General features: G+C 69.3%; 9 protein-coding genes. 4 read left to right on the top strand and 5 right to left on the bottom strand.

Going from position 1 to position 14,631, the window contains the following annotated elements; genetic code table 11:
• Window positions 1-14: 14 nt before the first annotated feature.
• Entirely contained in the window at window positions 15-641 is a 627-nt protein-coding gene (locus AB0H86_RS28265; protein WP_362444565.1) for a TetR/AcrR family transcriptional regulator, read from the bottom strand.
• Between the two features lie 242 nt (window positions 642-883).
• Here AB0H86_RS28265 and AB0H86_RS28260 point away from each other — a divergent pair, with 242 nt between their 5' ends.
• Window positions 884-1,801, top strand: coding sequence for an ABC transporter permease (locus AB0H86_RS28260; protein ID WP_362444562.1), 918 nt, complete (start codon window positions 884-886; stop codon window positions 1,799-1,801).
• A complete protein-coding gene (locus AB0H86_RS28255) occupies window positions 1,794-2,687 on the top strand; it encodes an ABC transporter ATP-binding protein (RefSeq protein ID WP_362444559.1) in 894 nt (297 codons plus the stop codon). The genes AB0H86_RS28260 and AB0H86_RS28255 overlap by 8 nt, the downstream gene beginning before the upstream one ends.
• Before the next feature lie 164 nt (window positions 2,688-2,851).
• On the opposite strand, the gene AB0H86_RS28250 is transcribed toward AB0H86_RS28255, so the two are convergent.
• From AB0H86_RS28250 to AB0H86_RS28240, 3 genes are all read right to left on the bottom strand, one after another.
• Window positions 2,852-7,783, bottom strand: a complete 4,932-nt coding sequence (locus AB0H86_RS28250) for an NAD-glutamate dehydrogenase (protein WP_362444556.1) — start codon at window positions 7,781-7,783, stop codon at window positions 2,852-2,854.
• Window positions 7,784-8,253: 470 nt separating this feature from the next.
• Window positions 8,254-8,919 carry an HAD family hydrolase gene (locus AB0H86_RS28245; protein WP_362444553.1) on the bottom strand — a complete coding sequence of 222 codons (666 nt, stop codon included), beginning with the start codon at window positions 8,917-8,919 and terminating at the stop codon, window positions 8,254-8,256.
• 104 nt (window positions 8,920-9,023) lie between these two features.
• Window positions 9,024-9,539: a hypothetical protein gene (locus AB0H86_RS28240; protein ID WP_362444550.1), complete on the bottom strand. Its 516-nt coding sequence runs from the start codon at window positions 9,537-9,539 to the stop codon at window positions 9,024-9,026.
• A 339-nt stretch (window positions 9,540-9,878) separates the two neighbouring features.
• On the opposite strand from AB0H86_RS28240, the gene AB0H86_RS28235 reads away from it, so the two are divergent.
• Window positions 9,879-10,520 (top strand): Rv3235 family protein, encoded by a 642-nt coding sequence (locus tag AB0H86_RS28235; protein ID WP_362444547.1) that lies wholly within the window; start codon window positions 9,879-9,881, stop codon window positions 10,518-10,520.
• Window positions 10,521-10,641: 121 nt separating this feature from the next.
• On the opposite strand, the gene secA is transcribed toward AB0H86_RS28235, so the two are convergent.
• Window positions 10,642-13,482 carry a preprotein translocase subunit SecA gene (gene secA / locus AB0H86_RS28230; RefSeq protein WP_362444544.1) on the bottom strand — a complete coding sequence of 947 codons (2,841 nt, stop codon included), beginning with the start codon at window positions 13,480-13,482 and terminating at the stop codon, window positions 10,642-10,644.
• Between the two features lie 279 nt (window positions 13,483-13,761).
• Between secA and AB0H86_RS28225 the strand changes: the two genes are divergently transcribed.
• Entirely contained in the window at window positions 13,762-14,355 is a 594-nt protein-coding gene (locus AB0H86_RS28225) for a GNAT family N-acetyltransferase (RefSeq protein ID WP_362444540.1), read from the top strand.
• The last annotated feature ends 276 nt before the right edge of the window (window positions 14,356-14,631 follow it).

The raw sequence follows: 14,631 nt of genomic DNA, 5'->3' as shown, positions 1-14,631 counted from the left end.
GTCGGCCCCAGCGCTCACAGCGCCTTGAGCGCCTCCGCGGTGGCCCGTGCCAGGGACCCCAGATAGCCCTTCGGGAGCTTGGGGCTGCGGATCACCACCGAGCGCCAGTACAGGGGCCCGGAGATCAGGTCCAGCGCCAGGTCCGCGTCGAAGCCGCGCCGGATCTCGCCGCGTAGCTCCGCCGCCGCCACGATCTTGCTGGCGACGCCCTCCTGCCCCTCCCGCAGGGCCTTCTGCAGGGCCTCGGCGATCTCGGGGTTGCGGGCCGCCTCGGCCTGGAGGTCGGGGATGATCTGCGAGGCCACGGGGTGCCGCAGGGCCCGGGAGGTCACCTCGTACAGCAGCCGCAGGTCGCCCTCCAGCGTCCCGGTGTCCGGTACGGGCAGGCCCTGCACGGCGATCGCGGAGACCAGGTCGAGCACGAGGTGCAGCTTGGAGCGCCAGCGGCGGTACACCGCGGTCTTGCCGACGCCCGCGCGGCGCGCGATCCCCTCGATGGACATCCGCGCGTAGCCGACGGCCGCGAGCTCCTCGAAGACGGCCGCCCGGATGGCCTCCGTCACATCCTCGCGAAGCACGGCGGCCCCGGCGGGGGCCCGGCGGCGCGGACGTGTCTGCGGCTCCTCGGCGTTGGTCGTCATACGGACCAGCATAGGGCGTTACGACGAAACGGTTGCGTTCCGACGTCAGATCGGCCTACGCTCACGTTGCGACGATACGGTCCCGTCCCGACGTAAGAAAACGTGAAGAGAACCGTAAGGAAACGCCGGGGCAACGGACACGTCGACCGCACCACCCGTCACACGCACACCTCCATACGCACCACAGCCCCACGCACCACAGCCCCACGAACCACCCCACCCCCCGAACGAAAGCAGCGGATGTGAGCCAGGTCCTCCACACACCGCCCCCGACGACGGCACCCCCGGCCGGCGACCTCGCGGCTCTCGCCGCCCGCCACGGCCTCACGGTCAGCGGCGCCCGCCCCACCCTGCGCGAGTACGTCAGCCACCTGTGGGCCCGGCGCCACTTCATCTCCGCCTTCTCGACCGCCAAGCTGACCGCCCAGTACAGCCAGGCGAAGCTGGGCCAGCTCTGGCAGGTGATGACCCCGCTGTTGAACGCGGCGGTCTACTACTTCATCTTCGGTGTGCTGATGGGCACCAAGAGGGGCGTGCCGGACTACGTCCCGTTCCTGGTGACGGGCGTGTTCGTCTGGACGTTCACCCAGAGCTCGATCATGGCGGGCACTCGGGCGATCTCCGGCAACCTGGGCCTCGTACGGGCCCTGCACTTCCCTCGGGCCGCGCTGCCGATCTCGTTCGCGCTCCAGCAGCTCCAGCAACTGCTGTTCTCGATGGCCGCCCTGGTCGTGATCCTGCTCTGCTTCGGCGTGCCGGTGGCCGCGTCCTGGCTGCTGGCGATCCCAGTGCTGGTGCTGCAGTTCACCTTCAACGCGGGCATCGCGATGATCATGGCGCGGCTGGGTGCGAAGACGCCGGACATCGCGCAGCTGATGCCGTTCGTGCTGCGCACCTGGATGTACATCTCGGGCGTGATGTGGAGCCTCGACCACCTGCTCAGCAACCACAGCGACCTGCCGTCCTGGGTGGCGCCCGCGCTCCGGGCCAACCCGGCCGCCGTCTACATCGACCTGATGCGCTTCGCCCTGATCGACAGCTTCCACTCGAGCCAACTGCCGCCCCACGTATGGCTGATCGCGACCGGCTGGGCCCTGCTCGCCGGCATCGGCGGCTTCATCTACTTCTGGAAGGCTGAGGAGACGTACGGCCGTGGCTGACAACACGCAACTCGCACAGGACCAGGTCCCCACCGTCGTCGTCGACGGCGTCGACATCGTCTACCGGGTCAACGGCACCGGCGCCGGCCGGGGTTCCGCGACCGCCGCCCTCAACCGCATGCTGCGTCGCAGGCAGACCGAGCAGGCGGCCGGTGTGCGCAAGGTGCACGCCGTCAGGAACGTGTCCTTCGTCGCGTACCGGGGCGAGGCGATCGGTCTGATCGGCACCAACGGTTCCGGCAAGTCGACCCTGCTCAAGGCGGTCGCCGGCCTGCTCCCGGTGGAGAACGGCCATATCTACACCGACGGCCAGCCCTCCCTCCTGGGCGTGAACGCGGCCCTGATGAACGACCTGACCGGCGAGCGCAACGTCTACCTCGGCGGCCTCGCCATGGGGATGTCCCGCGAGCAGGTCAAGGACCGCTACGACGGCATCGTCGACTTCTCCGGCATCAACGAGAAGGGCGACTTCATCACCCTCCCGATGCGGACGTACTCCTCCGGCATGGCTGCCCGCCTCCGCTTCTCCATCGCCGCCGCCAAGGACCACGACGTCCTGCTCATCGACGAGGCGCTGGCGACGGGCGACCGGTCCTTCCAGAAGCGTTCCGAGGCCCGGATCCGCGAGCTGCGCAAGCACGCGGGCACGGTGTTCCTGGTCAGCCACAGCAACAAGTCGATCCGCGACACCTGCGACCGGGTGCTGTGGCTGGAGCGCGGCGAACTGCGCATGGACGGGCCGACGGACGAGGTGCTGGAGGCGTACGAGGCGTTCACCGGCGGCCCGGACAAGGCGAAGGCGAAGGCCACTCCGCAGCCCAAGCCGCAGCCCAAGCCGAAGCCTGAGCCGAAGCCCGAGGCGGCCAAGGTGCCTCTTCCCTCCTGAGGGGAGCGAGATCAGGTTGCCGAAGCCGGACAGGGCGCCCCGAGCCGCAACGGCCCGGGGCGCCCTGATGGTCGTACGACTACGAATCCGTACCGCTCACGAATCCGAGGCGGTCACGAATCCGAGCCGGTCACGAATCCGAGCCGGTCACGAATCCGAGCCGGTCACGAATGCGCCCGCAGCAGCGTCCGCATCGTCCGCATGGCCACCGACAGATTCGCCAGATCGAACGCGTCCGAGCTCTGGATCTCCTCCAGAGTCGTCCGCGCCCGGCTCAGGATCGGCGCGTTCTTCTCCTCCCACGCCTTGAAGCGCTGCTCGGGGGTCGAGGTGCCGTTGCCGACCGCGAGGACGTCCGCGGTCAGCGCCGCGTGGGCCGCGTACAGGTCCTCGCGAATGGACGCGCGGGCCATGGACTGCCAGCGGTCGGCGCGCGGCAGCTCGATGATGCGGTCCATCAGCTGGGTGATGCGCAGACGGTCGGCGAGGTCGTAGTAGACGTCGGCGACGTCCATCGGGTCCCGGCCCATCCGGTCGGCCACCGAGACGATGTCGAGCGTCGGGAAGGCCGAGGAGAACCCGGCCACCCGGGTGGCGACCTCGCCGGGGACGCCGACGCCCGTCAGCTCGTCGTAGATCTTCTGGTACCACTCCAGATCCGCGCCCCGCAGCAGCTTCGGCAGCTGCGACCACACCTGCTCGACACGGTCGGCGAAGAACTCGACGGTCTCGGCGAGCTGGAGCGGCTGCGGCCGGTTGTTGAGCAGCCAGCGCGTGCCGCGCTCGACGAGACGACGCGAGTGCAGCCGGATCCGGGTCTGCACGGCTGCCTCGACCTTGTTGTCGAGGGCCTCCACCGCGTCCCACACGACCCCGGAGCGGAAGATCGCGCGGGCCACGGTCTGCGCCCGGACGATCTCCTCCAGCGAGGCACCTGTCTCCTCGCGCAGCCGGTGCAGATACGTCGTACCGCCCGTGTTGACCGTGTCGTTGACCAGCACGGTCGTGGTGATCTCGCGGTGCAGCGGGTGGTCGTCGATGCGCTCGGAGAACTTCTCGCGCAGCGCGCTCGGGAAGTACGCGTGCAGCAGGGCGCGCAGGTACGGGTCGTCCGGCAACGAGGTGTGCAGCAGCTCCTCGGCGACGGTGATCTTCGTGTACGCCAGCAGCACGGCCGTCTCCGGGCTGGTCAGGCCCTGCCCGGTGCTCAGCCGCTCGCGAATCTGGCGGTCGGTGGGCAGGAACTCCAGGGCCCGGTCCAGCAGGCCCTCCCGCGCCAGGTGGCGCAGATACCGCTGCTGGGCGTGGAGCATGTCCTTCGACTGGGCGAGCGCGTTGGCGATGGCCGTGTTCTGCGCGTAGTTGTTGCGCAGGACGAGCCAGCCGACCTCGTCGGTCATCTCGGCGAGCTGCTTGTTGCGCTGCTTCACGGTCATGTCGCCGTCCGCGACCAGGCCGTTGAGCAGGATCTTGATGTTCACCTCGTGGTCGGAGGTGTCCACGCCCGCGCTGTTGTCGATGGCATCCGTGTTGATCTTGCCGCCGTGCCGAGCGAACTCGATCCTGCCGAGCTGGGTCAGGCCCAGGTTGCCGCCCTCGCCGACCACCTTGACCCGCAGGTCGGCGCCGTCGACGCGGATCGGGTCGTTGGCCTTGTCACCGACGTCCGCGTGCGTCTCGGTGCTCGCCTTGACATACGTCCCGATGCCGCCGTTCCACAGCAGGTCCACCGGCGCCTTGAGGATCGCCTTCATCAGGTCGGCCGGCGTCATCTTGGAGACCTTCTCCTCGATGCCGAGGGCCTCCCGGATGTGCGCGTTGACCGGGATCGCCTTGGCGGTACGGGGGAACACGCCGCCACCGCCGGAGATGAGCTCGGTGTTGTAGTCGGCCCAGCTGGAACGGGGCAGCTCGAAGACGCGGCGGCGCTCGGCGTACGAGGTGGCCGCGTCCGGCTTCGGGTCGATGAAGATGTGCCGGTGGTCGAAGGCGGCGACCAGCCGGATGTGCTCGCTCAGCAGCATGCCGTTGCCGAACACGTCACCGGACATGTCACCGATGCCGACCACCGTGAAGTCCTCGGCCTGCGTGTTCACGTCCAGCTCGCGGAAGTGCCGCTTCACGGACTCCCAGGCGCCGCGGGCGGTGATGCCCATGCCCTTGTGGTCGTAGCCTGCCGAGCCGCCGGAGGCGAAGGCGTCCCCGAGCCAGAAGTTGTACTGCTCGGCGACCCCGTTGGCGATGTCCGAGAAGGTCGCGGTGCCCTTGTCGGCCGCGACGACGAGATAGTTGTCGTCCTCGTCGTGCCGGACGACGTCGGCGGGCGGGACCACTTCACCGGCGACCATGTTGTCGGTGATGTCGAGCAGCGCCGAGATGAAGGTCTTGTAGCTGGAGATGCCCTCCGCCAGCCAGGCGTCCCGGTCCACGCTCGGGTCCGGCAGCTGCTTGGCGACGAAGCCGCCCTTGGCGCCGACCGGCACGATGACGGTGTTCTTCACCATCTGCGCCTTGACCAGGCCGAGGATCTCGGTCCGGAAGTCCTCACGCCGGTCGGACCAGCGCAGCCCGCCGCGCGCGACCTTCCCGAACCTGAGGTGCACGCCCTCCACCCGCGGCGAGTACACCCAGATCTCGAACGCCGGGCGCGGTGCCGGCAGGTCGGGGATGGCCTGCGGGTCGAACTTCATGGAGACGTACTCGTGCGGCTGACCGCCCGCCGCCTCCTGGAAGAAGTTCGTGCGCAGGGTCGCCTTGATGACGGTGAGGAAGGACCGCAGGATCCGGTCCTCGTCGAGCGACGCCACCTGGTCGAGAGCCGCGTCGACCTCTTCGAGGAGCGCGTCGACGATCTCGTGTCCCGCCCGCTGCCGGTCCGGCGACATCCGCGCCTCGAACAGCGAGACGAGCAGCCGGGTGGTGTGGACGTTGCTGCGGAGGGTGTCCTCCATGTAGTCCTGGCTGAACGTGGAGCCCGCCTGCCGCAGGTACTTCGCGTACGCTCGCAGCACCATCGCCTGACGCCAGTTCAGCCCGGCGCTGAGCACGAGCGAGTTGAAGCCGTCATTCTCGGCCTTGCCGGTCCAGGTGGCGGCGAAGGCCTCCTGGATCCGCTCGCGTCCGTCGTCTCCGAGGTAGTCGCCGCTGCCGCCCTTCGGCCGGGGCATGCGCAGCCCGAAGTCGTAGATCCACGCCACCCTCCGGTCCGAGCAGCGCAGTTCGTACGGCCGCTCGTCCATGACCTCGACACCGAGCCGGTTGAGGACCGGCAGCACGGCCGACAGGGTGATGGAGTCGCCCTTGCGGTAGATCTTGAACCGGCGCTCCTCGGGGGCGGCGCCCACGGGCTCGTAGAGGCTGAGCGCGAAGCCCGTCTCCTCGGTGAGCTTTTCGAGCTGCGCGAGGTCGGCGACCGCGGAGCGCGGGCTGTGGTCGGCCTTGTAGCCCTCGGGGATGGCGCCCGCATAACGGCGCAGCAGTTCGGCGGCGCGTTCCTCGCCGAACTCGGCGTTCAGTGCCTCCGCGAACCCGTCGGCCCACGACCTCGCGGCCGCCACCAGCCGCGCCTCGATGCGTTCCTTGTCGCTGTCGCTGAGCTGCGGCAGCTCGGTGCCCTGCGGGACCCGGACGACGAAGTGCAGCCGGGAGAGGATCGACTCGGTGTTCCAGGCGGTGAAGTCGACGCTGATGCCGCCGAGTTCCTCCTTGAGGATGTCGATGATCCGCAGCCGGACACCCGTGGTGTACCGGTCGCGCGGAAGATAGACGAGGGCGGAGTAGTAGCGCCCGTACTCGTCCTGCCGCAGGTAGAGCCGCAGCCGCCGCCGCTCCTGAAGGTAGAGAACGGACGTGACGATGGCCTGCAGCTCGTCGGGCGGGGTCTGGAAGAGCTCGTCGCGCGGGTACGTCTCCAGGATCTGCAGCAGATCCCGTCCGTCGTGGCTGTTGGGCGAGAACCCGGCCCGCTCGAGCACCTCTTCGACCTTGCGCCGGATGACGGGCACCCGCCGCACGGACTCGGTGTAGGCGGCGGACGAGAACAGCCCGAGGAAGCGCCGCTCCCCCACGACGTTCCCCTCCGCGTCGAACTTCTTGACGCCGATGTAGTCGAGGTACGACGGCCGGTGCACGGTCGACCGGCTGTTCGCCTTGGTCAGCACCAGCAGCTTGTGCTCACGCGCCTTGACCCGGGCATCGGCCGGCAGCCGCTCGAAGGAGGGGCTGACGGGGTGGCTGTCGCCTTCGGCGTGATGCGGGTCGGCCCGCAGAATGCCGAGCCCGGTCCCGGGCACGGCCGCCAGCGAGTCGTCCTCCCGCAGCTGGTACTCCCGGTACCCGAGGAAGGTGAAGTGGTCGCCGGCCAGCCAGCGCAGCAGCTCGCGGGCCTCCTCGACGTCCTGCTCCCGCAGGTCGGAGGCGATGGGCTCCTGGGGCAGTTCGTCGGCCATGCGCAGGGCCGCGTCCCGCATCTTCTCCCAGTCCTCGACGGCCTCACGGGCGTCGGACAGGACACGCAGCAGGTCGGCGGTGATCTGCTTGAGGTCGCCGCGGTCGGTCTCGCGGTCGATCTCCACATGGATCCAGGACTCGGTGTGCGCGTCGTGCGGCAGCTCGCCGGCCGGAGGCGGGGTGAGCACCTCGCTGAGCTTGCCGGTCACATCGCGTCGCACGGTGACCTGCGGATGGATGACGACGTGGATCCCGCGTCCCTGCCGGGTCAGTTCGTTGGTGACGGAGTCGACGAGGAAGGGCATGTCATCGGTGACCACCTCGACCACCGAATGACTGCACGTCCACCCGTTCTCCTCGACGGTGGGCGTGTGGACCCGCACGTTGGCCGTGCCCTGTGGGCGGTTCTCGGCCAGCCGGTAGTGCGAGAGCGCGGCACCGTAGACGTCGACCGGGTCGCGGTCGGCGAGGTCCTCCGGTGCGGTGTGCAGGTAGTAGCGCTGGAGGAACGCGAGCAGGGTGTCCCGGTCGGGTGTGCTCCCGTCCGCCGTCCCGGTCGGTAGGTGCCCCCCGACCGGGCTGTTCTCAGCAACCCGGGCAGCCCTCTCGAGCAACTCGGCCTTGGCTTCGTCCAGCTTGGTCTGCATTGTCCTCTGGCTCCTGTCGCGCGCCGTTGCGTGACGTAGAAGGAAGTACGGGCTCTTCCCCTGTGACGTGACGCCGCGACGCGGGGTGTCCGGTCTGCTTCGACGCTATGCCGCAAGGTGAGATGAGCGGGGGGTTATCAGCCATTCTCGACACGCATTCGGGGTGTGACGCTGCTCTCTGCGGCGCATGCTTCCGAGGTGTGTACGGCGTCCTGGGGGCTCTTGCGCCCCGGTCCCGCCCGCGAAGACCAGCGACCGCCGCCCGGTCACGGAGGTAATCCGTGCTGCCCGGGCGCAGGGCGGAGGCAAGGACGCCCCCGCGAACTATCGCGCTGATCACGCCACCAAGGCTATCGCTCCGTACAGGGGCCCCGTCATGAGCCGTATGTGTACAAAACTGGGGGTGGAAGTTTGACGTTTTGCACAGGAGTGGGGGTGCTGCGGTGTGTGCGGACTCTGCCCCGCGCCCCTTACGCCGCCAGCCGCTCCGCCTCCACGACCGCCTCCGCCAACGTGTCCACCACAGGCACCCCGACCTCTTCCAGGCTGGCCCGCCCATGGGACCCCCCGGTGTACAGCACCGCCCGCGCCCCCACATGCAATGCCGCCACCGCATCGTCCGCCGCGTCCCCGATCACCACCGTCCGAGCCGGGTCCACCCCCGCGAGCGCCGCCAGATGCCGCACCATGTGCTCCGCCTTGCTCCCGCCGGACGGTCCGGTCCGCCCGTCCACGCGAAGGAAGTGCGCCTCGATCCCGAACCCCCGCACCAACGGGACGAGTTCGTCATGGCCGTACATGCTCAGGATCGACTGGCTGCGCCCCGCCGACCGCCACCCCGAGAGCAGTTCCACCACCCCCGCCGTGAGTCCGCACCCCACCCGGTGCTCGGTGTAGTACCGGTGGAAGGTCTCGTCCATGACCTCCCACTCGGCATCGGTGGGCAGCCGCCCCATCAGCCGCTCGTAGAACTTCGGCACCGGCACGCAGTACAGCGTCCGGTACTGCTCCATGGTGAGCGGTGCCAACCCCAGCTCGGCGAACGCCGCGTTTGTCGCCCCGATGATCGCGTCGTTGTCGTGGAACAACGTGCCGTTCCAGTCCCAGACAATGTGCGCGCCTGTCTGCTTCCCCATGTCAGAAAAATACCCGCCCCCACTGACAATCAAGAGACGCACAGCCCAGAACACCACCGAGACGCTGTCAGGCCCGGCATCCGGGAGGCGCGTCGAGTGCCCGCTCAGTCCCCCAGCCCCACCAGGTTCGGAATCTCCTGCCTCGCGAACCACAGCAACTCGTGGTCCTCGGCCCCGTCCACGACGAACTGCGCGTCGTCGTCCCCGCCGTCCGCCGCCGAAAGGGCCTCGGCCGCGGCGGCCACATCCGCCTCCGCGTCGTCCGAGTCGACGTGCACGGCGGCCGCCTTGGCCAGCCGTACGGTCCCGGTGACCCGTACCTCGCCGAGCACCGCCGGATCCAGCGCCCGGTCGGGATCGGCGGTCGCCGCCCCGTCGGGTACGTCCACGGCGACCACGAGCCGGCGTCGCGCCGCGTCCGGGTCCGCCGCCAGCAGCCGCAGCGAGGCCAGCGCCGCACGGTTCAGCGCCGCGTACTCCAGCTCCTCGATGTCGTCGGAGACGTACCACTCGCGCAACGCCGGCGTGACCGCGTACGCGACGAATGCCTCGCTCCCCAGCTCTCCCGTCTTGTACGCCTCGGCGAGACCGGGAAGGGTCAGGGGGACGTAGACGCGCATGGCTGGCCGCTTTCGTGGTCGGTTCCGTGGTCGGAGGCTCCGCACAGGTTCCGGAAGCGCGAACCCGCGTCGCCCGGACGGCCTTCAGGATACGTGCGCGGCGTCCCCTTTCGAGTCCCTGCCCCCACCCTCGCGGACGTCAGCCCGCGACCTCGAAAATCACCCCCCACACCCTCGCCACCAAGGCTTTTCCCGCCTCGACCACTCGGATAAGTGAACGTTCCGAGCACCCCGACCCGGCCCTCCCCCTCCTTGCCTCCGCACCCCACGACCCCGTACAAGATCCCCAACCACGAAGTTACTGTCCGGTACTGCCGGGTCGATCGAGCGGGGACGCACATGAACAAGGTCATGACCAGGGCGAGCCACCACCCCGGCACCCGCCCGCCGAGCCGTCGCGACCAGCGCCGCCCCGGCGGCACACCCCCGCGCACGCCGGGCGGAGGCACCACCCGCACCGCGGCCCCGGACGGCCGGCCGCCGGGCTCCCCGGGCGGCCGAGGCCCGTCCCTCCGTACCAGGCCCACCGACAACCGCCCACCGACCGTCTCCCCCGCCACCCTCAGGTCCCCCACACCCGCGCCCGCCCCCGTAGTCCCCGGCGTCCCCGCCCAGACCCCTCGTGGGCCGCTCCCGCAGCCCCGTCCCACCGACGTGTTCGCCGACCGCCTGCTCGCGGTCCTGAGCGGCCGACGGCCCGTCCACTGGATGCTCCGGCACACCGCGGGCCGCGCCTACGACGAACTGGCCTGGCTCGCCGAACGCGGCCCCCTGCGCACCACACAGGGCACCGCGCCGGTCGTCCGGGACATCGGCTACTACGTCCCCCGCTCCGGCGCCATCGAGGCCTTCGCCCGCATCGGAGCCGGCGACCAGGTGCGCGCCATGGCCTTCCGGCTGGAACAGGGCAGGGACCTGCGCTGGCGCTGCACGGCGGTGGAACTGGGCGGCCCACGCAGGACTCACACGGACGACGACTGACACCGACCGCCCCGCCCGCCCCGACCGCCCCCGCCGGCCCGGTCACCGCATGCCGAAGGGCCGGGCACCCAAAGGTGACCCGGCCCTCCAAACCGCTACGGCGCCGCAGGCGACCGCACCGTCACTTCTTGCGGCGTCGCCCGCCTCGGGACTGCTTGCGCCGCTCCGCGCGCGTGAGGCCGTCGGCCTCGGAACGCACCGGCTCCTCGTCGTCGGCGAAGTCACCCTCGACGACGCCGCCCTCCCCGTCCACGGAGGGCGCGGAGAAGTGCAGCTCCCGGCGCTGCGGGACGTCGAGCCCCTTGGCGCGGATCTCGGGACGCGCGCCCGCCTGCGCCGGCACCGCGTCCTGCTTCTCGAGGGACGGCTTCTCGTCCTCGACCGGGACCTCCTCGACCTGCTGCTCGACCTGGACCTCCAGGTTGAACAGGTAGCCGACGGACTCCTCCTTGATGCCCTCCATCATGGCGGTGAACATGTCGAAGCCCTCGCGCTGGTACTCGACCAGCGGGTCCTTCTGCGCCATCGCGCGCAGGCCGATGCCCTCTTGGAGGTAGTCCATCTCGTAGAGGTGCTCGCGCCACTTGCGGTCCAGGACCGACAGCACGACCCGGCGCTCCAGCTCACGCATGATCTCGGAGCCGAGCTGCGTCTCGCGCCCCTCGTACTGCTCGTGGATGTCGTCCTTGATGGACTCGGAGATGTACTCGGCGGTGAGTCCGGCCCGGTCGCCGGCCGCCTCCTCCAGCTCCTCGACGGTGACCTTCACCGGGTAGAGCTGCTTGAAGGCGCCCCACAGCCGGTCGAGGTCCCAGTCCTCCGGGAAGCCCTCGGCGGTCTCCGCGGAGACGTACTCGTCGATGGTGTCGTTCATGAAGTGCTGCACCTGCTCGTGCAGGTCCTCGCCCTCCAGGACGCGGCGCCGCTCGCCGTAGATGACCTCGCGCTGCCGGTTGAGGACCTCGTCGTACTTCAGGACGTTCTTACGGGTCTCGAAGTTCTGCTGCTCGACCTGCGACTGGGCGGACGCGATCGCGCGCGTGACCATCTTGTTCTCGATCGGCACGTCGTCCGGGACGTTCGCCATCGACATCACGCGCTCGACCATCTGGGCCTTGAACAGGCGCATCAGGTCGTCACCGAGGGACAGGTAGAAGCGCGACTCACCGGGGTCGCCCTGACGGCCGGAACGACCGCGCAGCTGGTTGTCGATACGACGCGACTCGTGCCGTTCGGTGCCCAGGACATAGAGCCCGCCGAGGTCCTTGACCTCCTCGAACTCCGCCTTGACCGCCTGCTCGGCCTTCTCCAGCGCGGCGGGCAGGGCCGCGGCCCACTCCTCGATGTGCTCCTCGGGGTCGAGGCCGCGCTGGCGCAGCTCCGCCTCGGCGAGGTCGTCGGGGTTGCCGCCGAGCTTGATGTCCGTACCACGGCCGGCCATGTTCGTGGCGACCGTCACGGCGCCCTTGCGACCGGCCTGGGCGATGATCGGCGCCTCACGGTCGTGCTGCTTCGCGTTCAGCACCTCGTGCTGAACGCCGCGCTTGGAGAGCTGCTGCGAGAGGTACTCGGACTTCTCGACCGACGTCGTACCGACGAGGATCGGCTGGCCCTTCTCGTGCTTCTCGACGATGTCGTCGACAACCGCCTCGAACTTCGCGACCTCGGTGCGGTAGATCAGGTCGGACTGGTCCTTGCGGACCATCGGGCGGTTGGTCGGGATCGGGACGACGCCGAGCTTGTAGATCTGATGGAACTCGGCGGCCTCGGTCATCGCCGTACCGGTCATGCCGGAGAGGCCGGGGTGTTCCTTGTCGTTCTGGTCGTGGCGCTTGTAGAGGCGGAAGAAGTTCTGCAGGGTGATGGTGGCGAGCGTCTGGTTCTCGTCCTTGATGTCCACCCCTTCCTTCGCCTCGATCGCCTGGTGCATGCCCTCGTTGTAGCGGCGGCCGGCGAGGATACGGCCGGTGTGCTCGTCGACGATCATGACCTCGCCGTCGATGACGACGTAGTCCTTGTCCTTCTTGAAGAGCTCCTTGGCCTTGATGCCGTTGTTCAGGTAGCCCACCAGAGGGGTGTTCACCGACTCGTAGAGGTTGTCGATGCCCAGCCAGTCCTCGACCTTGGCGACACCGGGCTCGTGGATGGCCACCGTGCGCTTCTTCTCGTCGACCTCGTAGTCGCCGGTCTCCTCGATGCCCTTGAGGGGGTTGCCCGCCTCGCCGCGCTTGAGGCGCGTGACCAGCTTGGCGAAGTCGCCGTACCACTTGGTGGCCTGGTCGGCCGGGCCGGAGATGATCAGCGGCGTACGGGCCTCGTCGACGAGGATCGAGTCGACCTCGTCGACGATGGCGAAGTTGTGGCCGCGCTGGACGAGTTCGTCCTGGGACCACGCCATGTTGTCGCGCAGGTAGTCGAAGCCGAACTCGTTGTTCGTGCCGTAGGTGATGTCGCACGCGTACTGCTCACGGCGCTGGGCCGGGGTCATGTTGGCCAGGATGCAGCCGACGTTCAGACCCAGGAACTTGTGGACGCGTCCCATCATTTCGGAGTCGCGCTCGGCCAGGTAGTCGTTGACCGTGATGAGGTGGACGCCCTTGCCCGCGAGGGCGTTCAGATACGCGGGCAGCGTGCCGACGAGCGTCTTGCCCTCACCGGTCTTCATCTCGGCGACATAGCCGAGGTGGAGGGCCGCACCGCCCATCATCTGGACGTCGTAGTGACGCTGGCCGAGCACGCGCTTGGCAGCCTCGCGCACGGTCGCGAAGGCCTCGGGAAGCAGGTCGTCCAAGCTCTCGCCGTCGGCGTACCGCTGCTTGTACTCATCGGTGAGGGCCCGCAGCTCGGCGTCGGAGAGGTCGACGAAGTCCTCTTCGATGGAGCTGACCTGGTCCGCGATGCGGTGCAGCTTGCGCAGGATTTTTCCTTCGCCTGCACGCATGATCTTTGAGAGGACGGACACGGGGGTTGGTCTCCTTGCCGGTCGGGCCTGGGACGGTCGGTTTACATTGGACTACTGAGCAACGGCCATCGTATGCGAGGACCCCACCGCGCCGGGAGGCCTGACGGGACGACGACTGCCCCTGCTTCGCACACCTGCTTCAAATCTTCTTCAAAGGGCACAACGGCCGAGCCCCACGGATGGTGCCGCGCCCCGCCGACGAATTGCGCGAATTGTGATCACTCGCTCACGCACGGCTAAAAGATGGCGCCTGGCCGGCCTCCTGAGCAGAATCGCCCGATGGACCCCGTCACGCTCACCACGGACCGCCTCGTCCTGCGCACGGTCACCGCGCGGCACACCGACTCCGTGTACGCGGCCGCCCAGGACCCGGACATCCAGCGCTGGACCACGATCCCCACGCCCTACCTCCGCGAGCACGCCCAGAGCTTCACCCAGCAGGTGGTCCCCGAGGGCTGGGCCTGCGGCACGATGTACACATGGGGCGTCTTCCTCCCCGACGGGGAGGAACTCGCGGGCATGCTCAGCATCACCACACGCTCCCTCGGCACGGCCGAGATCGGCTTCTGGGCCACCAAGGAGCACCGCGGCAACGGCTACCTGACGGAGGCCACCCGCACCGCCTCCCGCTGGGCCTTCACCCAAGCCTTCGTCGACCGCATGGAATGGCGCGCCGAAGTAGGCAACCACCCCTCCCGCGCGGTGGCAGAACGAGCAGGCTTCACCCTCGAGGGCACCCTCCGCTCCGCCATCACCAACAAGGGCGTACGCCGAGACTGCTGGATGGCCTCCCTACTCCCCTCAGACCTGTCCCTACCCTCCACAGCCCCCTACACCCCAACACCCACACCCACACCCGCACCCAGCACCTGACCCCACCCACCGGAACACCGGGCCCCAGGGACAGAGCCCTCCAGGGACGCGGGGGACGAAGTGCCGACCGGGAGCGGGGGCGGCACCTCCGTCAGGGGGCAGGGGCCCAGCCCCAGGGGTGCAGGGGACGAAGTCCCCGCCGGGGTGCAGGGGCGAAGCCCTGCGAGGGGTGCAGGGGGTACAGCCCCCGGGGGCACAGGGGGCGAGTCCCCGCCGGGGCCCGGGGACGACACCTCCGCCAGGGGTGCAGGGGCGAAGCCCCGCGAGGGGTGCAGG

This window comes from Streptomyces sp. NPDC050997 (assembly GCF_040660135.1).
GTDB lineage: Bacteria > Actinomycetota > Actinomycetes > Streptomycetales > Streptomycetaceae > Streptomyces.
The sequence above is the reverse complement of the archived record's forward strand: the minus strand, read 5'-3'. Positions and strand labels throughout refer to the sequence as shown.